The organism is Solwaraspora sp. WMMD937, from assembly GCF_029581175.1.
In the GTDB taxonomy this organism is placed as follows: domain Bacteria; phylum Actinomycetota; class Actinomycetes; order Mycobacteriales; family Micromonosporaceae; genus Micromonospora_E.
Window position 1 is genome coordinate 2633989 of sequence record NZ_CP120738.1, and the last position, 19910, is coordinate 2653898.

Consider the following 19910-nt stretch of genomic DNA (forward strand, 5'->3'; position numbering starts at 1 on the left):
CCGTACGATGAAATTCGCCCGCGACACCTGGCTGATCTTCCAGCGGCAGGCGTTGCTGCTGATCCGCAACCCCGTCTGGATCTTCGTCGGGGTGTTCCAGCCGATCATGTATCTGGTGCTGTTCGCCCCACTGCTCAAGCCGGCGCTGGCCCCGATTGGGGCGAGTAGCGACGCGGAGATCTACCGCATCTTCGTGCCCGGCCTGCTGGTGCTGCTGGCCATCTTCGGCGGCCTGTTCCAGGGCTTCGGCCTGATCGCCGAGCTGCGCGCCGGGGTGATCGAGCGGTCCCGGGTCACCCCGGTCAGCCGGCTCGCCCTGCTGCTCGGCCGCAGCCTACGGGACGTGATCTCGCTGCTGATGCAGGCGGTGATCATCACGGTGCTGGCGATCCCGTTCGGGCTCACCGTGCAGCTGGGTAACCTGCTGCTGGCGTACCTGCTGCTCGCCCTGATCGCGCTGATGACCTCGGCGGTGTCGTACGGCGTGGCGCTGCTGGTCCGCAGTGAGGACGCGCTCGCCCCGCTGATGAACACGGTGGCCCAGCCGGTGCTGCTGCTCTCCGGCATTCTGCTGCCGCTGGCCTTCGCGCCGCTGTGGCTGCAGCGGGTGGCGCAGTGGAACCCGTTCTCCTGGGCGGTCGACGGCACCCGGGCGTTGTTCGCCGGCAATCTCGGCGACGACGCGGTCTGGCAGGGGCTGCTGATCACCTTGGCGCTGGCCAGCCTCGCGGTCACCTGGGCGGCCCGCGCCTTCGCCCGCAGTGTCCGGTAGGCCGTCCGTCAGCCGGCACGGGGACACGCCCGCAGCGCCTGCGGCGGTCGGCCCGGCCAACAGGGCTGCCCTCTGCGCACGGCAACGGCACAGAGGGCAGCCGCTCCAGGCTACCGCCGGACCGGCCGGCCCGCTGTCACCTGCGCCGGGCCAGGGTCAGCCCGTCGGCGATCGCCAGCATCACCACGTCCACCCGGTCGTCGGCGGCCACCTGCTGGTTGAAGGCGACCATCGCCTCGTCCTCTTCGCTCTGCGGGGCCAGCACCCGACCGTGCCGCAGCACGTTGTCGACCACGATCAGCCCGCCGGGCCGCATCCGGGGCACCAGCTCACCCCAGTAGACCGGGTAGCTGATCTTGTCTGCGTCGATGAATGCCAGGTCGAGGTGGGGCTCGCCCGGCAACGCCCGCAGCGAGTCGGCCGCCGGACCGATCCGCAGGTCGATCCGGCCGTCGACTCCGGCCCGCTGCCAGTAGCGCCGGGCCACCGCAGTGAACTCCTCCGACACGTCCAGACAGATCAACTGCCCGTCCGCCGGTAGACCACGGGCGATGGCCAGCGCGGACAGCCCGGTGAAGGTGCCGACCTCCACCGCCCGGCGAGCGTTCACCAGCCGGGTCAGCAGGGTCATCAGCGCCGCCTGCTCCGGCGCGACCTGCATCTGCGCGTTCTCCGGCAGCGTGCTGGCGGTCTCGACGATGAGGTCACTGACGATCTCGTCCGGCGGGGTGCCGTGGGCGATGACGTACGCCTGCAGGGCGTCGGTCATCGGCAAGGTCTTGGTGGTCATGGGCAGACGGTAGTCCGACTACCGGCCGGCGTCGGGCTCGCCCCACAGATCCGTGATTCGATAGCCGACCTCGGTGACCAGCCGGCGCAGCAGCGGCAGTGACAACCCCACCACCGTGCCGTGGTCCCCTTCGATCCGCTCCAGGAACGGCCCGCCCAACCCGTCGATGGTGAACGATCCGGCCACCTGCAGCGGTTCGCCGGTCGCCACGTAAGCGGCGACCTCGTCGTCGGTGACCTCGGCGAAGTGCACCACGGTTGCGGCGGCGGCGCAGGCCCACCCCCCGGTGGCCAGACTGGTCAGCGCGTGGCCGGTGTACAACACCCCGGACCGCCCGCGCATCCGCCGCCACCGCGCGGTCGCGTCGGCGGCGTCGGCCGGCTTGCCGAGGATCTCCCCGTCGAAGTCGAGCACCGAGTCGCAGCCGAGGACCAGCAGGTCGGTGCCGTCGTCGGCGAAGTCCGGCCGGAGCCGATCGGCGACGGCGGCCATCTTGCGCCGGGCCAGCTCCAGACACAACTCGTCGGCCCGGTCCAGCGTCACCGACTCCTCGTCGACGCCGCTCACCAGCACCTGAGGGGTGATTCCGGCGGCCTGCAGCAGTTTGTGCCGGGCCGGGCTCGCCGAGGCGAGCACCAGGCGCGGACGCAGAGAGGTAGCCACGGATGGTCAGGCTACCGGCCGTCGTACCCGGTACCGATGATCAGTGGGGCAGGGCGCTGGCCCGCCAGGCGTCCGGACCGAGCCGGCCGGGGAAACCCGGCTTGGGTCGAGCGGTGCGGGCCCACCGCGACGGTGCCGGCCGATCGGTGCCACTGTCGGAAACCGGACGGGTACGGGCGACGATCACGCCCACCAGCGCCGCCAACTCTTCGGGGGTCGGGGTGCCCCGGACGATCCGCCAGGCCGGCTCCGCGTCACTCATCGGCCGAGCGTACGTGCCGACCGGGCCGGCCGGCGACCGGCGGCGAGTGGTGATCATTACTGGCGCGCTACCGTCGGCGTCAGGTTGCCACCCCGGTACCATATGACGCGCGGCTCACACCGGCCGCGTGCCGATCGTGTGGCACCCAAACCTTCCGGGTACGGTCATTTGGATGTCCGCTGTGCCCCCGCAACTAGTTGCAGACCGTTACCGGCTGGTAGAGCCGCTCGGTCAGGGCGGCATGGGCCGGGTCTGGAAGGCCCGCGACGAGGTGCTGCACCGGGACGTGGCGATCAAGGAGCTGGTGCCGCCACCGGGCCTCACCGACCAGGAACGCCGCGAGATGCGGGAGCGCTCGCTGCGCGAGGCGCGGGCGATCGCCCGACTCAACCACATCAACGTGGTACGCGTCTTCGACGTGCTGCGCACCGACGGCGACCCGTGGATCGTGATGGAGTACGTGCCGTCCCGGTCGCTGCAGGACGTGCTCGCCCAGAACGGCCCGGTCCCGGCGACCCGGGCCGCGGAGATCGGTCTCGGCGTGCTCGGCGCGCTCCGGTCCGCCCACCTGTCCGGGGTGATGCACCGGGACGTCAAGCCCGGCAACGTACTGCTCGGCCACGACGGCCGGGTGGTGCTCACCGACTTCGGCCTGGCCACCGTGCCGGGCGACCCCAACGTCACCCGTACCGGGCTGGTGCTGGGCTCACCGGCGTACATCGCCCCGGAGCGGGCCCGGACCGGCAGCGCCGGCCCGGAAGGCGACCTGTGGTCGCTCGGCGCGACGCTCTACGCGGCCGTCGAGGGGCAGTCGCCGTACGCCCGGCAGACCGCCATCGCGACGCTGTCCGCGCTGGCCACCGAGCCGCCACCGCCCGCCCGCCGGGCCGGCCCACTCAAGCCGGTGCTGGCCGGGCTGCTGCGCAAGGATCCGTACACCCGGATGAAGGCCGACGAGGCGGAGCGGCTACTGACCCGCGCCGCCGGGCGCGGTCCGCGTCGCGGTCGCTCACTGCTCGACGGGGTACGCCGACCCAGCCCGTACGGCAGCCGGGAGGTCCGCCCCGGCGAGTCCCGGTCGGGGATCGTGCCCGGTCCGCGCGGCGGGGCACCACGCACTCCGGTCCCGTCGCCGCCGGTGTCGCCGCCGGTGGCCCCGTTGCCGACCGCGTTGCCGGTGGTACCCGGCCCGGCCAAGTACGGCTCGCCGGTCACCCGCCCGACCAACTCGGCGGACCCGACCAGGGTGGTGCCGCCGACCGGCCAACCCGCTGGCGCTGCGACCGCCGCTGCGGGCGCAGCCGAGACGAGTGTGTTGCCGACCAGATCCGGTGAGCCGGCGTCGGAGACCACCGTGCCGCCCCAGGCAGAGCGCACCCAGGTGGTGCCGGGCCGCAAGGAGACTGCGCCGGACGGCAGGACGGCCGAGCGGTCCCCGGCCGCCGAGCCTGCCAAGGCCGCCGAGCCTGCCAAGGCGGCTGAGCAGCCAGCGGCGGCGAAGGCGACAGAGCAGCCGACGGTGACGAAGCAGCCGACGGTCGCCGAGCCCGCCGAGCGGCCACCGGTCCAGGAACAACCCGAGCAGGTGCCGGCCGCCAGCGCGTCGGACCGGCGGAACCGGTCCGCGCCGGCCCTGCTGTTCGACCGCGCCGCGCGGGCCGTCAAGCCCGTCACCAAGCTGCCGCGTACCTGGCTGATCAGCGGTGTTGCCGCTGTCGTCGTACTGGTGTTGCTGGTGGCCGTCGTGCTGCTGGCCGCCGGCGACGAGGACGAGCCCGACGGACAGCTCGGCACCGGTCCGGCCGCCTCGGCCACGCCGTCGGCCCCGGCCGCTACCTCCGGCGCGCCGAGTGTCGAACCGAGTGTCGAGCCGAGCTCGCCGGCGGGCGAGACGTCGCCCGAGGTGCCGGCGGTGCCGCCGCAGAGCGATGAGTCGCCCCAGCCGCCGGACCCGCAGTCGCCGTTGCCCGACGGATGGCGGTTGCACGAGGACCAGACCGGGTTCTCGGTGCCGGTGCCGGAAGGCTGGTCGGTCAGCCGCGAACGGACCCGGGTGGAGTTTCGGGAGAACGGTCAGCTCGGCCGGCTGATCATCATCGACCAGACCGACAACCCGAAGCCGGATCCGGTCGCCGACTGGCAGAACCAGGAGCAGGCGCGGCGGGGCACCTACAACAACTACGAGCGGGTACGGATCGAGGCCGTCGACTACTTCCTCGACGCCGCCGACTGGGAGTTCCGCTACACCAGCAACCAGGGCAACCGACTGCAGGTGCGCAACCGGGGGTTCGTCACCGCACCGGACAAGGCGTACTCCATCTACTGGTCGACCACGGCCGAACGCTGGCAGCAGGACCTGGTCTACTTCGAGCTGATGGCGAGCAGGTTCCAGCCCGCCGGGAGCTGAGCCACGACTCACCCGCATGAACTTCCGATCTTCCGGGTACAACCGGAGCGCGACGGAAGGAGGGGTGCGACATGGTCAACCGTCGACGGATCGCCAAGCCGAGCGTTGCACTGTGGATGCTGGTGGCCGTGGCCGATGCGGCCCTGCTGGTCGCCAGCGTCGGTTTGATACCCGTACTGCTGGTGCTGTCCGGCGGCACAGCCGTGACGGTCGCCGCTGTGGCCGCGTACCGCATGACCGTCAGTGAGCGGGCCAGCGCCGAAGCTAGGGTCCTGCCTGCCGGTGGACGGTGGTCTGGTGGGCGGGGCGAGCGGTGAGTAGGCTCGCTGGCTGTGTCGATCACCGGGCTGACGGAGATGTGGGACCGCCTTTTCACGGCCCAGACCGACCCGCCGCCACTGCTCGTGCTCGTCACCGCCGCCGTCGCGCTGGCCGCGGTGCTCACCCGGCTGCCCTGGCGGATCGGCCGCAACGCGATCACCATCGCCCACGAGGGTGGGCATGCGCTGATCGCCCTGCTCACCGGCCGCAAACTCAAGGGGATCCGGCTGCACTCGGACACCTCCGGGCTGACCCTGTCGGCTGGCCGGCCGACCGGGCTGGGCATGATCCTCACCCTGCTGGCGGGCTACGTCGCGCCGTCGTTGGTCGGGCTGGCCGGTGCCCTGCTGCTCGGCGGCAACCGGATCACCCTGCTGCTCTGGATCGCCGTGGCGCTGCTGCTCGCCATGCTGGTGATGATCCGCAACCTCTTCGGGATCGTGTCCATCCTGGTCACCGGCGGTGTGGTCTTCGCCGTCTCGTGGTTCGCCGGTCCGGACGTGCAGGCCGCGTTCGCGTACACCGGTGTGTGGTTCCTGCTGATCGGCGGGGTGCGGCCGGTCGGTGAGCTGCAGCGGCTGCGTGCCCAGGGCCGCTCGCCGGAATCGGACGCCGACCAGCTCGCCTGGCTGACGCGGGTGCCCGGCCTGGTCTGGGTGGGATTTTTCGGCCTGATCAACCTCGCGGCGCTGTTCATCGGAGCACTGCTGCTGGCCAGCCCGTGGCTGGCCGACCTGGACCTGCCGACGCCACCGGGCGGGTGACCCGTACCACTGCGACTGTTACCCCTGCGACCCGGACCGGTCAGAGCGGGATGTTGCCGTGCTTCTTCGGCGGCAGGGTCTCCCGCTTGCCACGCAGCATCCGCAGCCCGCGCGCCACCTGCAACCGGGTCTGCGACGGTGCGATGACCGAGTCGACGTAGCCGCGCTCGGCGGCCACGTACGGGTTGGCCAGCCGCTCCTCGTACTCGGCGATCCGCTGCGCCCGGGCCGCTGCCGGGTCGTCGGCGGCGGCCAGCTCGGCGCGGTGGAGGATGTTCACCGCGCCCTGTGCGCCCATCACCGCGATCTGCGCGGTCGGCCAGGCGAAGTTCAGGTCCGCGCCGAGATGCTTCGACCCCATCACGTCGTACGCGCCGCCGTACGCCTTGCGGGTGATGACGGTGACCTTCGGGACGGTCGCCTCGGCGTACGCGTAGATCAACTTCGCGCCGCGCCGGATGATCCCGTCCCACTCCTGGTCGGTGCCGGGCAGGAAGCCGGGCACGTCGACGAAGGTCAGCACCGGGATGTTGAACGCGTCGCAGGTGCGCACAAACCGGGCGGCCTTCTCCGAGGCCTTGATGTCCAGGCAGCCGGCGAAGTGCATCGGCTGGTTGGCGACCACCCCGACCGGCCGGCCCTCGACGCGGCCGAAGCCGATCACGATGTTCTGCGCGTACAGCGGCTGGATCTCCAGGAACTCGCCGTCGTCCAGGACGTGTTCGATCACCCGGTGCATGTCGTACGGGTGGTTGGCCGAGTCGGGGATGACGGTGTCCAGCTCGCGGTCGGTCTCAATGTCGGCCGGCTCCGCCTCGGCCGGCAACGTCGGCGGTTCGTCCAGGTTGTTGCTCGGCAGGTACGCCAGCAGCGCCTTGACGTAGTCGACGGCATCCTCCTCGTCGGTCGCCAGGTAGTGGGCGTTTCCGCTGGTGGCGTTGTGGGTGCGGGCGCCGCCGAGCTCCTCCATGCCGACGTCCTCGCCGGTGACCGTTTTGATCACGTCCGGGCCGGTGATGAACATGTGCGATGTCTGGTTGACCATCACGGTGAAGTCGGTGACCGCCGGGGAGTACACCGCACCACCTGCGCACGGCCCCATCACCAGGGAGATCTGCGGGATGACGCCGGAGGCGCGGACGTTGCGGAAGAAGATGTCGCCGTACAGGCCGAGGCTGACCACGCCCTCCTGGATGCGCGCGCCGCCGGAGTCGTTGATCCCGATCACCGGGCAGCCGATCTTCATCGCCAGGTCCATCACCTTGACGATCTTCTCGCCGAAGACCTCGCCGAGCGAGCCGCCGAAGACGGTGAAGTCCTGGGCGAAGACGCACACCTGCCGGCCGTCGACGGTGCCGTAGCCGGTCACCACCCCGTCGCCGTACGGGCGGGTGCGCTCCAACCCGAAGTTGGTCGACCGGTGCCGGGCCAGCTCGTCCAACTCGACGAAGGAACCCTCGTCGAGCAGCATCGCGATCCGTTCCCGGGCGGTCTTCTTCCCCCGGGCATGCTGTTTCTCGACCGCGCGGGCCGAGCCGGCATGCACCGCCTCGTCGACCCGGCGCTCCAGGTCCGCCAGCTTGCCGGCGGTGCTGTGGAGGTCGGTTCCGGTCCCGGACTGCTCGCTCGTCACGCCCACACCGCGGATGCTATCGACGTCGCGACCGCCGGTCAGGGGCCGACGGTGTGCGGTTTCCCTCAGTACGCCCGCCGTCGGGCCGGCCCTGGCTCGGGTCGATCGACCCCGGGACGACGTTTCCTGCCTGTTGCCCGATTCGTTACCACCATGTGACAGTGTTGGGAGTCGCGCTGATCGCGTCCGGTCTGACGGTGCTGCTGGTGATGCGGCGGACGCTCTGGCCGGCGCGGGCGGCCACCGTCGGCAGCCGCAGGGCCGGAAGTCTGGACGCCGCTCCGCATCGGCGCCGTCGAGGGCGGGGGCGACGTCGGGCCACCCGTACCGGGCTGTTCCGTCGCCGGGCGACGCCCGGTGGACGCCATACGGTCGGCGTGACCGTGCCGCGCCAACGTCGGGGTGGTCGACCCGCCGTCGTGCTGCCGGAGCCGCCGGTGGCCGCTGTGCCGCCCGTCGTTGTGCCGCCGGTTGCCGCGCCGCCGGCTGCTGCTGACGAGGATTTCGACTGGTTCGACCGGCCGACGGACGCCTACGCACAACCCGTACGAGCGTCGGACCGGGCCGTTCCCACGTCGGACCCGGCCGTCCCCGCGTTGGATCCGCCGGCAGCGGTGCCGGTGGTCGGTACGACCGTCACCGGGCACCCGTACCGTGGCGTGGCACCGGTGCCGCAGCGGTACGACCATCGGTAGTCAGCCGCCGTAGGGTGGGCGGATGGCCGGCTCACCGTACACCGATCTGGACCGTCCGCCGTTGGACGAGCGTGGGCTGCGTCGCGCGCTGGTCGTCCCCGACGGCCTGTGGACCGACGTGCAGGTCCGGGCGCAGACCGGCTCCACCAACGCGGACGTGCTCGCCGCCGCGCGAGCCGGTGCCACCGAAGGGCTGGTGATCGCGGCGGAGCAGCAGCACGCCGGGCGCGGGCGGCTCGGCCGCGACTGGACCTCGCCGCCGCGGGCCGGCCTCGCCGTCAGCGTGCTGCTGCAGCCGGCGGCGGCTCGGCCCACCCGGTCGTGGCCGGCGGTGCCGGGGTCCCGGTACGGCTGGCTGCCGCTGTTGGCCGGCGTCGCGCTGGCCGAGGCGGTGGCCCGGCTCGCCGAGTTGCCAGCCGGGTTGAAGTGGCCCAACGATCTGTTGATCGACGAGGCGAAGTGCGCCGGGATCCTTGCCGAGGCGGCCCCGGACGGGGCGGCAGGACCGGCCGTTGTGCTGGGCATCGGGCTCAACGTGACGCTGCGCGCCGACGAGCTGCCGCCGCCCGGCAGTGGCCTGCGCGCCACCTCGCTGCAGCTGGCCGGAGCAGCGGCGACCGACCGGGACCCGTTGCTGCGGGCCGTGCTGCGCGGGGTGGCCGACTGGTACGGGCGGTGGCGGGCCGCCGGCGGTGATCCGGTCGCGTCCGGTCTGCGGGCGGCGTACCTGCGGCACTGCGTGACGGTGGGCCGGCAGGTGCGGGTCTCGTTGCCGTCCGGAGCGGCGCACACCGGGCTGGTCGACACGGTCGACGAGGACGGTCGCCTGGTGGTCCGTACGGCCGGCGGCGATCTGCCGGTCGCAGCCGGGGACGTGACGCATGTCCGGTCCGGCGACGCGCCGGGAAACGGTACGCCCGGTTGACCGTACGGGTGGCGGTCAACCGCTACGGTCACCCCGGCGGCCGGTGTACGGACCGCCGGCCGGGTCCCCTGCCCGGCCCGGGCTAGGAGGTTGCCGTGGCATTTCCCGAAGACATGCTCACCGCGGACGAGCATGTCGTGTTGCACCTGCACCCGCACTGGAAGGCGCTGGTCCGGCCGGTGGCGGTGACGGTGCTGGCGGTCGCCGCCGTGGTGGCCGGGTTCCTGCTGCTGCCGGAGAGCACCGCAGCCACCGTCGTGTGGTACGTGATTCTCGCGCTTGCGCTGGTCGCGGTGCTCTGGTTCGCCGTCCGGCCGTTCGCGGTCTGGCGCAGTACGCACTACGTGTTCACCAACGAGCGGGTGGTGCTGCAGCACGGGGTGTTCTCCCGGGAGCGCCGGGACATCCCGTTGAACCGGGTCAACGACCACTCCATGACGCAGCGGTTCAGCGAGCGGCTGCTCGGCTGCGGGACGTTGACCATCGAGTCGGCCGGTGAACGCGGGCAGACCGTGCTGCCCGACCTTCCGGGGGTCAGTCAGGTGCAGACGCAGCTCTACGAGCTGGTCGAGGCGCACCACGATCTGCACAGCCTGGGCGACGGCGAGCTGCGGGAAATTCTCGACGAGGCACGCACCGGGCCGGACCAGGCAGCCCCGACGCGACCGGACAACGCCTCGCCCGGCCGCTGACCGGGCGACGGCTGGCCAGCACTACCGAGCCGGCCTGGCCCGCTGGCCAGCCGGGTCAGGTCGTCGGCCCGGCGCCGCGTAGCGCGAACCAGCCACGGAACCGGGTGCGCAGCACCTCGCGCTCCGGCCGGTCGTAGGTGTCGAGCCGGGTCAACGACCCCAGCAGGGTGACCGTGCCCAGGCCGGGCCGGGCGTCGGACAGCTTCCTGGTGAGCACGTCCAGCCGCCCCGCGAGCCGGTCACCGGCGTACACCGGGGCCAGCCAGCGCAGCTCCTCCAGGCCGGGGGAGGTGTCGGCGGCGGCCCGGGACAGCACCGCGTCCACGTACGCCCGCATGAACAGGCTGACGGTGAAGAATCCGCTGGCGATCACGGTGCCGTACGGGCTGGCCTGGGCGAGGTCCGGCTCGACGTGGTACCACTGCGGGTCGAAGCGTTCGGCGAAGCTGACCATTTCGACGCCGTCCACGGTGGTGATGCCGAGGTCGAAGGAACCGCCCGGGGCGAGGTCCTCGAAGAACAGGTCGGCGTCAGCACCGGTGCCGGAGCGCACGGCCGTCGGTCAGCGCCTGGCCGGGCGGGTCGCCGCGGCGATCTCCGCGTCCAGTTCGGCGGTGATCTTCGCGTCGAGCTCGGCGGCGAGTTCGGCGTCGAGCTGGTTGGCCAGAGGTGCCGTGCTGTCCGGGGCCTGCATCGACTGGCTGGTCGGTGGCTGCCCGTCCCGCTGGATCTGTTGCGGGACCGGGCCGCGCGCCGCCGGTTCGGTCCCGGTCCCGGTGGTCGGGCCGGTCCCGGTGGTCGGGTGGGCGGCGGGTGCCGGGCGGAAGACGAACGTGCGGTACGCCCAGAAACGGAAGATGGTGCCGAGCACCAGTCCGATGATCTTGACGATGTTCAGGGCCAGCAGCCCGCTGATGCCGAAGCCGTACTTGGCCAGCCCCAGCACCCCGACCTCGATCGCCAGGCCGGTGAGGTTGAACAGGAAGAAGAGCACGTACTCCCGCCGGATGGCCGACTTCGGCCGGTCCCGGTAGGTCCAGTGGCGGTTCATGAAGTACGAGCTGGTGGTCGCCACCAGCGCGGCGACGACAGTCGCCTTCAGTTGACCGTCGGCGAGCACGGTCAGTGCCAGAGCGTTGAACACCGCGAAGTTGACCGCGGTGTTGATGCCACCGACGGTGCCGAACTTCAGCGCCTCGCGGATGAACCTCTGCCAGCGCTCGGGCAGAAGGCGAAGTATTCGCATCAGATCACCATACGGCAGGTCGACGGGCCGTTCGGGTCGACTGGCGGGTAGGGCGGCACCGGGTGGGGCTAGTCACGGTCGCTGGTGGCGGTCGCCACCACGGCGGGTGCCGCGACGGTGAACACGAACCTGCGGTACGCCCAGAACCGGAACAGGGTGCCGACCGCCACGCCGACGATGTTGGCCGCGATGTTGTCGGCGAGCAGCGTCTGGAACACCCCCGGCCAGATGCTGCCCAGCCCGTAGTGGCTGATCCCCAGACAGGCCAGACCGATGCCCAGGCCGACGGCGTTGAAGAAGAAGTAGAGGCCGTACTCGCGGGCCAGTCCGGACCTGACCGAGTGCCGCCAGGTCCAGAAGCGGTTGCCGACGAACGCCACCGAGGCAGCGATCACTGTCGACAGCGTCTTGGCGCTGAGCGGGCCCATCCCGAGCAGGCTTGAAGCGATGTTGAACAGGGTGATGTCGACGATGAAGGCGATCCCGCCGACCACCCCGAACTTGCCGATCTCGCGGACCAGCAGACCGAACCGGTCCCGGAGCCGGCGGATCAACCCCGGACTGGAGGCGGGCGCGGTCGGCTCGCCGGCGGCGTGGACGGGCACGTGGTCGAGCGTAGCGGGTTCCCGCCCGCCGATGTGTCGGCACCGCCCGAGTTCCGGCCGCGCCACGCTTTCGCCACTCGAGTCGTGAACACGTAGGGTAACTGAGGCTGGGATTGGTCGAGTGCCGGAAGATCTTGCGTGCAACTGCGCGTGGGAGCGAGAAATAGCTCGTCAGATTGCATGCGTCGACAACTTGTGCACTTCTTCACAAGCTCCTCGGCTGCCCTGAACGATCAATCGGTTTACCCTGAGTCCAACTCCCGGACTTGTATCCCGGCGGGTGGGCCCGACCATCCGCCGGTGCCGTGCACTCCAGGAACGAGGTCAGCGCCGACCACGAGGAGATCGCCATGACTGCAACGGCCACCGCGTCCGTACCGTCGAACGTCCCCGGCCCCGCCCCGACCAGCCACGCCCGCCTGCTCGACTGGGTCCGTCAGATCGCCAACCTCACCACACCGGACCGGGTCGTCTGGGCCGACGGTTCGCTCGCCGAATGGCACCGGCTCACCGACGAACTCGTCGACTCCGGCACCCTGGTCCGGCTGGACAGCGAACGCCGTCCCAACTCGTTCTGGGCCCGCACCGACCCGACCGACGTGGCCCGGGTCGAGGAACGTACCTTCATCTGTTCCCCGGAGGAGGCCGACGCGGGCCCGACCAACAACTGGGTGGACCCCGCCGAGATGAAGCGGGTGATGACCGAGCTGTACCGGGGGTGCATGCGCGGCCGGACCATGTACGTGGTCCCGTTCTGCATGGGCCCGCTGGACGCCCCGGAGCCGATGTTCGGGGTGGAGATCACCGACAGTGCGTACGTCGTCGCCTCGATGCGGATCATGACCCGGATGGGCGCCGAGGTGCTCGCCGCGATGGGCGACGACGCCGAGTTCGTACCGGCCCTGCACTCGGTCGGCGCCCCGCTGGAGCCAGGGCAGGCCGACGTGCCGTGGCCGGCCAACGAGACCAAGTACATTTCGCACTTTCCGCAGACCCGGGAAATTTGGTCGTACGGATCCGGCTACGGCGGCAACTCGCTGCTCGGCAAGAAGTGCTACGCGCTGCGGATCGCCAGCGTGATGGCCCGCGACGAGGGCTGGCTCGCCGAGCACATGCTGATCCTCAAGCTGACCACGCCGGACGGGCAGGTCCGCTACGTCGCCGGCGCGTTCCCGTCCGCCTGCGGCAAGACCAACCTGGCCATGCTGGAGCCGACCATCCCCGGCTGGAAGGTCGAGACCATCGGCGACGACATCGCCTGGATGCGGTTCGGTGACGACGGCCGGCTGTACGCGGTCAACCCCGAGTACGGGCTCTTCGGCGTCGCGCCCGGCACCGACTGGCGGACCAATGCCAACGCGATGCGGACCCTCGACCGGGGCAACTCCATCTTCACCAACGTCGCGCTGACCGACGACCGCGACGTGTGGTGGGAGGGGATGGGCGAGCCACCGGCGCACCTGACCGACTGGCGGGGCGAGGACTGGAACCCCGACCGGGGTACCGACGCCGCCCACCCGAACAGCCGGTTCTGCACCCCGATCACCCAGTGCCCGATCCTGGCCGACGAGTACCACGACCCGCGCGGCGTACCGATCGACGCGATCCTGTTCGGCGGCCGGCGACGCACCACGGTGCCGCTGGTCACCGAGGCACGCGACTGGGTGCACGGCGTCTACCTGGGTGCCACCCTCTCCTCGGAGACGACCGCTGCGGCGGCCGGCAAGGTCGGGGTGGTCCGGCGGGATCCGATGGCGATGCTGCCGTTCATCGGCTACCACGCCGGGGACTACTTCCGGCACTGGATCGAGATGGGCAAGGGCACTGACGGCGACGCCGCCAAGCTGCCCCGGATCTTCTACGTCAACTGGTTCCGCCGCGACGACGACGGCCGGTTCCTCTGGCCCGGCTTCGGGGAGAACTCCCGGGTGCTCAAATGGATCGTCGAGCGGCTGGACGGCACCGGCACGGCGGTGGAGACCCCGATCGGCAACGTACCGACCGTCGACGCGCTCGACCTGTCCGGCCTGGACGTCGACCCGGCCGACGTGGCCGCCGCGCTCGCCGTCGACCCGGCGCAGTGGCGCGCGGAACTGCCGCAGATCACCGAATGGTTCGAGCGGTTCGGCGACAAACTGCCCGGGGTGCTCTGGGCGGAGCTGGACGCGCTGCGGGCCCGGTTGGACGTTGCCGACTGACCGTTGGATAGCCTGCGCCGGTGGCGGCAGTCGATCCCGGTGCGGGCCGCGCCGGACCGGTCCGCCCGGCCGTGCCCCGCCTGCCGCCGCCGGTCCGCCGGCTGGTCGGGTTGCTCGCCCTCACCGCCGCGGCCACCGTCGTGGTCGACCTGCTCAACTGGTGGTACGCCGCCGAGCGGGACATCGGTGTGGCGGTCCGCTCCGGCTGGGCGCTGCTGCGGGCGTTCGGCTTCCTGGTCCTGATCCGGCAGGTACGCCGGGGCCGGGCCGGGGCCCGACCGTTCGGGCTGATCCTGGCGGTCACCACCGTCTTCGCGCTCGGCCGGCTGGTGGTGCCGCGCTCCGGCGTACCGCCGCTGCCCGGGGTGGTCGGGTTCGGCCTGGTCGCCGGGCTCTGCCTGGCCGTGGTGTGCCTGCTGTACCGGTCCCCGGCGGTCGGTGCGCAGCTGACCCGGCACCCGGCCCGGCTGGTCCGCGACGGCCGGCGGCTGACCTGGCGCGAGGCCCCGCCCCGGCGGCCGCCGGTCGCCGCCTGGCTGCTCGTCGCCCGCGTCTCGGCCTTCACCTACCCACCGTTGATGCTGGTGCCGGCGCTGGTCTCGATCGGGGTGCTGCTCGACGGCCGACTGGTCGCCACCCCGGCGGTGGTGGCCTGGATCGCGGTCGCCACCGCCACCAGCTGGCTGGTGCTGCTGGTGTCGTTCTTCATGCTGCGCGGTCGACGCTGGGCAGGCTGGCTGCTGGTCCTGGTCAGCCTCGGGGTGCTCGCGATCGACCTGCCGCTGTGCTGGTGGCTGCTCGGCGTGGACGGTCTGGTCCGCGACGGCGCGCCGCTGGTGGTGGCGGTGGTGCTGGCCTTCTACGGTGTGTGGCGGGCCGGTCGCGTCGAGGGTGGCCGGGCGGCGGGCAGCGCCGAGCCCGGCCGGGGGACCGTCGGTTCCGAGCCCGGCCGGACGGTCGCCGGCACCGAACCGGCCTGACGAGGAGGTCCAGGTGGACGGTGCGTCGGTCGTCGACGTCGCGGTGGTCGGTGCCGGGCCGGCCGGTGCCGCCGCCGCGATCGCCGCCCGCCGGGCCGGTGCCCGGGTGCTGCTGCTGGATCGGGCCGACTTTCCCCGCGACAAGCCGTGCGGCGATGGCATCGCACCGCACGCCCTCGACGTGCTGGCCGGGCTGGACGTGCCCGACCCGGTCGACGGGTTCACCCCGGTCAACCGGCTCCGGCTGGTCGCTCCGCACGGCGGGCAGGTCGCCGCCGAGCTGGTCCGTCCGGCGTACACGGTGCCGCGGGCCGTCTTCGACGCCCGGCTGGTCGCCGCTGCGGTCGCCGTCGGCGCGCGGCTGCGCCGGCACACCGTACGGCGGGTCACGGTCCGCGACGACCTAGTGCTGCTCGACGGCGAGATCGCGGCGCGGGCGGTGGTCGGCGCGGACGGCGCGGGATCAGTGGTACGCCGGGCGTTGGGCCACGGCACCAACCCGGACGGACATCTGGCCCTGGCGATTCGCGGCTACGCGCCGGTCGGGGCCGTCACCAGACCCGGCGAACAGCGGATCGTCACCACAGCGGCCGGTTGGCCGGCGTACGCCTGGGCCTTTCCGATCGGTGACGGGCGGGCGAACATCGGGTACGGGGAGGTGCTGCGCGGCCGACCGTTGACCCGGGCCCGACTACTGGACCGGCTGTGCGCGCTGCTGCCCGGCACCGACGTGGCGCAGGTCACCGATCTGCGGGCGCATCATCTACCGCTGTCCACCCGGCGGCCGCCGGTGGGTGCGGGTCGGCTGGTGCTGGCTGGCGACGCGCTGTCGCTGATCAACCCGTTCACCGGCGAGGGCATCTTCTACGCGGTGCTGTCCGGTGCCCTGGCCGGTGCGGCGGCGGCCGGTACGCCGCCGCTCGCCGCCCGCCGCTACCGGCAGGCGTTGCGCCGACGCCTCGGCGGGCACCTGCGGCACAGCGCCGTCGGCGCCTGGCTGGCCCGGCGGCCGACGACGGTGGACGCCGCCGTCGCGGCGGCGGCGCGGGACCGGCGCGTCTTCGACACCATCGTCGAACTCGGTCTCGGCGACGGCCGGCTGGACGCGGTCACGGTGCGCCGGCTCGCCGCGCAACTGACGATCCGCCGGGCGGCCGATACCGCGCGACGGCGCTCCGGTCGCTAGTCTGCTTCTGATGACTCTGCGGGAGCTGCTCTACTCGGTCTATGAGCGACGGCTCATGGCGAGACTGGCGGGCAAGCCGGTGCCCGGCCACGTGGGCGTGATGTGCGACGGTAACCGCCGGTGGGCCCGGGAAATGGGGTTCGTGGATCCCAACGACGGGCACCGGGTCGGCGCAGCGAAGATCAAACATCTGTTGAACTGGTGTGACCAGGCCGGTATCGGTCACGTCACGCTGTACCTGCTGGCCACCGACAACCTGCGTCGGCCGGCCCGCGAGCTGGATCCGCTGCTGAGCATCATCGAGGATCTGGTCACCGAGCTGGCCGAGGAGGGCAACCCCTGGCGGCTGCGCATCGTCGGTGCGCTGGACCTGCTGCCGAATTCCACCGCGACGGCGTTGAAGGCCGCGCAGGAGCGTACCCAGACCCGGTCCGAGGGCGCGCAGGTGAACATCGCGGTCGGCTACGGTGGCCGCCGGGAGATCGCCGACGCGGTCCGCTCGCTGTTGCACGAGCACGCCAAGTCCGGCGGCACCCTGGAGGAGCTGGCCGAGGTGCTCGACGTCGACCACATCGCCGAGCACCTCTACACCCGTGGTCAGCCGGACCCGGACCTGGTCATCCGGACCAGCGGTGAGCAGCGGCTCTCCGGCTTCCTGCTGTGGCAGTCGGCGCACTCGGAGTTCTACTTCTGCGACGTGAACTGGCCCGACTTCCGTCGGGTGGACTTCCTGCGGGCGTTGCGGTCGTACGCGAACCGGCAACGCCGGTACGGCGCCTGACGACCCCCGGGGCCGTCCCTGCCGGGTGGTGTCAGTCCAGGGCGTGCACGGCGGAGGTCAGGAAATCGCCGAGCGCTTCCGGCGAGTCGATGGTGAGGTCGGCGGCCGCTGACACATCGTGCCCGGTCTCGGCGTTGGCCACCGCCACGCAGACGCCGAAGAAGTCAGGGTTGGCGCTGGCGTGTGCCCGGAGCGCGGCGAAGGCCTTGATGTCGGAGACGTCGTCACCGAAGTACCAGGCGCAGCCGGCGGTGCCGACCGCGTCGCCGATGACCATGCCCTTGTCGCGGTCGACCGGCGGCTTGATCTCGATGACCATTCGCCCGCTCTGCACCCGCAGGCCGAGCTGTTCGGCCTGGGCCTGCCCCCACGATTCGACGGTTTCGGCGAGCTCGGGCGCGGTCCGGTAATGCAGCGCGACGGACAGCCGTTTGTATTCGACCAGTGCGCTGGCGGGCAGCTCGGCGCGGGCCCGGTCGGCCAGCTCCTGCATCGCCGGGACCCAGGGCAGCGCGGCCGGCTCGGTGACCGTCGGTCCGGATCCGTGGCTGTGCTCCAGCCCGTACAGCCCGTACAGGTCGACCTCGCTGATCGTGGCGAACTGGGCCCGGAGGAAGTCGACCGGTCGGGCCGACACGATCGCTATCCGCTGCACCACCCCGGCGAGCGACTCGATCGCCGCCAGCACCTTGGGCGCGGGCTGCACCGACGTGGGATCGTCACCGACCGGGGCGAGGGTGCCGTCGAAGTCGAAGAACAGCACGCACCGGTCGGCGCGATCGATGGTGGCTCGCCATGCCTGCTCCGCGGTCAGCGGACGGGCCAAGCGCTGGTTTCCTACCTCGAACGGCCGCACGGGCGTCAGCGTACCTGCTGCCGCCGCAGGTGCCAGACCTCCCGGCGGGTGAACGTTCGGGGACGTCGGCGCTGGTGACTACGGTCCGCGAACCACCCGGCGGGTCAGTCGTCACCGCCGCTCATCAGTCGCCGACCGTGCATCCGCGGTGGAAATTGCACGACTGCCGCGTCGTGTTGCTGCCCCTGCCGGAGCAAATAGCCCTCGACGAAGCCGGAGTTGCGGTCTGCGACGTGTGAATCGACTTCATTGAGCCGGGCGACGAGAAATTCGGTGAGCGCGGTCAGCCGTCCCTGCTGCCGGTCGTTGAGGTGCGCGATGACCGCCACCAGCGTGGCGACGGACGCGCAGGCGATGACGAACAGGTTCACCACCGCTGGCACCTCGCCGCTACTCAGGACGGCGACCACGATATTCGTGGTGCCGTAAAGCGTGATCGCGACGGCCGCGATCACGACTGCCGACCATTTGAGGGTCATCGGGTATCGACCCTCCCTCCTGTCCCGCAGGGCTGTGTCCGGGCTGTGTCCGGCCTTGTCCCGTCCCCCGTGGATGACGAGCCCAAGCAGTACGGAGAGGAACGCTATCGTGACTCAGCGTGCAAGTGGGGCAGAATCGGGCCGCTTGATCGGCTTTCTTTCGCCATCTGAGAACTACCCTGCCCGCTTGGGTCCTTTGCGAGGTTCGACGGGCAGTGGGGGTCGATAGGCGAGATAGCGGATCGTCTCCCTGATGTGAAATTTCTCCGCATCTGAAACGTTTGGGTCGACCAGCCGGCGGAGCAGTGCCTCCACGTCCGGGTCCATCGGCGGCGCCGAGGGTGCGGGTCGGGCGCTGGTGGCGCGGTCCCAGCCGAGTACGCCGAACGCGATCGTCGGGCTGATCCCCAGTCCCTCGCAGAACGAGACCACCCGCTCGGCCTCCGGATCACTGGACCACTCGCCGCGTACCCATCGGTTGATGGTCTGGCGGGACACGCCGGTGCGCCGGGAGACCTCCGAGCCGGTCCAGGCTCGGGTCGCGCGTGCGTCGGCGAGCGCCTTGCGTACGAAGGCGGCGAAGGCGATCTTCCGCGCGGCGGAGCTGTCCGGCACCGGCCGACGGTACGGCGAATCACCGCTTTTCCTGGGGGCAGGAAGCCGTCTGTACTGCGTTTGTGACAGAGCTTTGTGAATCTCTGTCGGGAAATCTTCCCTTGTCACGAGGGGTGCCACGGGTGCAGTCTAAGGGCGAAGTGGGGTGGCGCTAATCACCCGAAAAGACGATGCTGTCACTTGCGCGTGACGCTTTACTCTACGTCACGTGCCTGAGACGCTGAGTGAGTGGAGTTGTCGCTTACACGTGACGGAGACGGTGCGGTGACCGAACTCGCGACCCGGGCCCAGGCCTTCGGCCTGATCGCGGACGCCGTCGCCGGCGGTTTGACCGCGCCGTGGCGGCTGTACCTGGCCCGGGGGTGTCGTCACCTGTCGCTCAACGTGGGGGACCGGTCCGAGTGGAACGCGTGGCGGGCGCACCTCGGCTGTCCGGAGTTGAGTGTGCGGGTCTACGACGCCGGAGGGGAGATCCGGCGGGCCTCGGTGGCCGAGGTGGTGCTGGGCGGTTGCCGGATCAGCGTCGAACTGGTCGAAGAGGTGAGGACCGACGATATCGATCGGCTGCTCACCGACGACCCGACGTCGTTCGAGTCGGAGGAGACATGATCCCAGAGATCGGGGCGACCGGATGAGCTCGTTCTTCGCGGTCTTCCTGGTGTTGCTGCTGGCCTCGGCCAGTTACGCCGCCGGCCGGCTGCACGGCCAGCTCAGCTACCGAATCGGCTACCGGTTCGGCTACCGGCAGGGGTACTTCGACGGTGACCGCGGTGCGTGGACCCGGCGGCGCCGGGAGACCCGGGCCGCGATCGCGTCGGTGCTGCCGGAACCAGCCCGTCCGGTGGCCACCGGAGTCGATCTGGCGGTCCGTCCGGGCACCACGTACACCGGCGCGGCCGTCGTCGGTGGGCCTGGCCTTGGTGGGCCTGGCTTCGGTGGGACCGGTGGCCGGCACTCGACGGAACTGCTGGCCGGCCGACATCCCTGACCGGCCGCAGCCGGTCAGGGGATGTCGGCCGCAGCGATGAGCTTTACCCGAG

General features: G+C 71.3%; 23 protein-coding genes. 13 read left to right on the forward strand and 10 right to left on the reverse strand.

Translation table 11 applies throughout. The features are described from left to right. Positions 1-7 precede the first annotated feature (7 nt). On the forward strand, positions 8-772 hold the full coding sequence (locus O7621_RS11445; protein WP_282233945.1) for an ABC transporter permease: 765 nt from the start codon (positions 8-10) through the stop codon (positions 770-772). A gap of 136 nt (positions 773-908) precedes the next feature. On the opposite strand, the gene O7621_RS11450 is transcribed toward O7621_RS11445, so the two are convergent. The 3 genes from O7621_RS11450 to O7621_RS11460 are packed head-to-tail and all read right to left on the reverse strand — an operon-like array spanning position 909 to position 2487. After that, a complete protein-coding gene (locus tag O7621_RS11450; protein ID WP_282233946.1) occupies positions 909-1562 on the reverse strand; it encodes a class I SAM-dependent methyltransferase in 654 nt (217 codons plus the stop codon). A gap of 18 nt (positions 1563-1580) precedes the next feature. After that, positions 1581-2225, reverse strand: coding sequence for a Maf family protein (locus O7621_RS11455; protein ID WP_282233947.1), 645 nt, complete (start codon positions 2223-2225; stop codon positions 1581-1583). A gap of 40 nt (positions 2226-2265) precedes the next feature. Next, entirely contained in the window at positions 2266-2487 is a 222-nt protein-coding gene (locus O7621_RS11460) for an acyl-CoA carboxylase subunit epsilon (RefSeq protein WP_282233948.1), read from the reverse strand. Between the two features lie 172 nt (positions 2488-2659). On the opposite strand from O7621_RS11460, the gene O7621_RS11465 reads away from it, so the two are divergent. The 3 genes from O7621_RS11465 (at position 2660) to O7621_RS11475 (ending at position 5979) form a co-directional block, all read left to right on the forward strand. After that, positions 2660-4894, forward strand: a complete 2235-nt coding sequence (locus O7621_RS11465; RefSeq protein WP_282233949.1) for a serine/threonine-protein kinase — start codon at positions 2660-2662, stop codon at positions 4892-4894. Between the two features lie 71 nt (positions 4895-4965). Further along, positions 4966-5211: a hypothetical protein gene (locus tag O7621_RS11470; RefSeq protein ID WP_282233950.1), complete on the forward strand. Its 246-nt coding sequence runs from the start codon at positions 4966-4968 to the stop codon at positions 5209-5211. A 39-nt stretch (positions 5212-5250) separates the two neighbouring features. Continuing rightward, complete coding sequence (locus tag O7621_RS11475) at positions 5251-5979, forward strand: M50 family metallopeptidase (protein ID WP_282234551.1); 729 nt, start codon at positions 5251-5253, stop codon at positions 5977-5979. 40 nt (positions 5980-6019) lie between these two features. Here the strand turns inward: O7621_RS11475 and O7621_RS11480 are convergent, their stop codons facing one another. Then, on the reverse strand, positions 6020-7612 hold the full coding sequence (locus tag O7621_RS11480) for an acyl-CoA carboxylase subunit beta (RefSeq protein ID WP_282234552.1): 1593 nt from the start codon (positions 7610-7612) through the stop codon (positions 6020-6022). A gap of 161 nt (positions 7613-7773) precedes the next feature. Here O7621_RS11480 and O7621_RS11485 point away from each other — a divergent pair, with 161 nt between their 5' ends. The 3 genes from O7621_RS11485 (at position 7774) to O7621_RS11495 (ending at position 9924) form a co-directional block, all read left to right on the forward strand. Then, on the forward strand, positions 7774-8307 hold the full coding sequence (locus O7621_RS11485; protein ID WP_282233951.1) for a hypothetical protein: 534 nt from the start codon (positions 7774-7776) through the stop codon (positions 8305-8307). 22 nt (positions 8308-8329) lie between these two features. Then, positions 8330-9232 (forward strand): biotin--[acetyl-CoA-carboxylase] ligase, encoded by a 903-nt coding sequence (locus tag O7621_RS11490; RefSeq protein ID WP_282233952.1) that lies wholly within the window; start codon positions 8330-8332, stop codon positions 9230-9232. Positions 9233-9327: 95 nt separating this feature from the next. Then, the gene (locus tag O7621_RS11495; RefSeq protein WP_282233953.1) at positions 9328-9924 is read left to right on the forward strand and encodes a PH domain-containing protein; all 597 of its coding nucleotides are present in this window, start codon (positions 9328-9330) and stop codon (positions 9922-9924) included. A 55-nt stretch (positions 9925-9979) separates the two neighbouring features. On the opposite strand, the gene O7621_RS11500 is transcribed toward O7621_RS11495, so the two are convergent. The 3 genes from O7621_RS11500 to O7621_RS11510 form a co-directional block, all read right to left on the reverse strand. Then, positions 9980-10477, reverse strand: a complete 498-nt coding sequence (locus tag O7621_RS11500; RefSeq protein ID WP_278167091.1) for a MaoC/PaaZ C-terminal domain-containing protein — start codon at positions 10475-10477, stop codon at positions 9980-9982. A 9-nt stretch (positions 10478-10486) separates the two neighbouring features. Then, the gene (locus O7621_RS11505) at positions 10487-11170 is read right to left on the reverse strand and encodes a GtrA family protein (protein WP_282233954.1); all 684 of its coding nucleotides are present in this window, start codon (positions 11168-11170) and stop codon (positions 10487-10489) included. 68 nt (positions 11171-11238) lie between these two features. After that, a complete protein-coding gene (locus tag O7621_RS11510) occupies positions 11239-11775 on the reverse strand; it encodes a GtrA family protein (protein WP_282233955.1) in 537 nt (178 codons plus the stop codon). A gap of 350 nt (positions 11776-12125) precedes the next feature. Between O7621_RS11510 and O7621_RS11515 the strand changes: the two genes are divergently transcribed. The 4 genes from O7621_RS11515 to O7621_RS11530 are packed head-to-tail and all read left to right on the forward strand — an operon-like array spanning position 12126 to position 16920. Then, positions 12126-13973 (forward strand): phosphoenolpyruvate carboxykinase (GTP), encoded by a 1848-nt coding sequence (locus O7621_RS11515; RefSeq protein WP_282233956.1) that lies wholly within the window; start codon positions 12126-12128, stop codon positions 13971-13973. Between the two features lie 20 nt (positions 13974-13993). After that, entirely contained in the window at positions 13994-14953 is a 960-nt protein-coding gene (locus O7621_RS11520) for a hypothetical protein (protein ID WP_348775299.1), read from the forward strand. A 13-nt stretch (positions 14954-14966) separates the two neighbouring features. Then, positions 14967-16139, forward strand: coding sequence for a geranylgeranyl reductase family protein (locus O7621_RS11525; RefSeq protein ID WP_282233957.1), 1173 nt, complete (start codon positions 14967-14969; stop codon positions 16137-16139). A 10-nt stretch (positions 16140-16149) separates the two neighbouring features. Then, positions 16150-16920 carry an isoprenyl transferase gene (locus tag O7621_RS11530; protein WP_282233958.1) on the forward strand — a complete coding sequence of 257 codons (771 nt, stop codon included), beginning with the start codon at positions 16150-16152 and terminating at the stop codon, positions 16918-16920. A 31-nt stretch (positions 16921-16951) separates the two neighbouring features. Here the strand turns inward: O7621_RS11530 and otsB are convergent, their stop codons facing one another. From otsB to O7621_RS11545, 3 genes are all read right to left on the reverse strand, one after another. Then, positions 16952-17776 carry a trehalose-phosphatase gene (gene otsB, locus O7621_RS11535; protein WP_282233959.1) on the reverse strand — a complete coding sequence of 275 codons (825 nt, stop codon included), beginning with the start codon at positions 17774-17776 and terminating at the stop codon, positions 16952-16954. 104 nt (positions 17777-17880) lie between these two features. Beyond that, the gene (locus tag O7621_RS11540) at positions 17881-18255 is read right to left on the reverse strand and encodes a hypothetical protein (protein WP_278167102.1); all 375 of its coding nucleotides are present in this window, start codon (positions 18253-18255) and stop codon (positions 17881-17883) included. A 174-nt stretch (positions 18256-18429) separates the two neighbouring features. Continuing rightward, positions 18430-18870, reverse strand: coding sequence for an XRE family transcriptional regulator (locus O7621_RS11545; RefSeq protein ID WP_282233960.1), 441 nt, complete (start codon positions 18868-18870; stop codon positions 18430-18432). A gap of 264 nt (positions 18871-19134) precedes the next feature. Here O7621_RS11545 and O7621_RS11550 point away from each other — a divergent pair, with 264 nt between their 5' ends. After that, a complete protein-coding gene (locus O7621_RS11550; RefSeq protein WP_278167105.1) occupies positions 19135-19479 on the forward strand; it encodes a hypothetical protein in 345 nt (114 codons plus the stop codon). 22 nt (positions 19480-19501) lie between these two features. Continuing rightward, complete coding sequence (locus tag O7621_RS11555; RefSeq protein ID WP_282233961.1) at positions 19502-19858, forward strand: hypothetical protein; 357 nt, start codon at positions 19502-19504, stop codon at positions 19856-19858. Positions 19859-19910 lie beyond the last annotated feature (52 nt).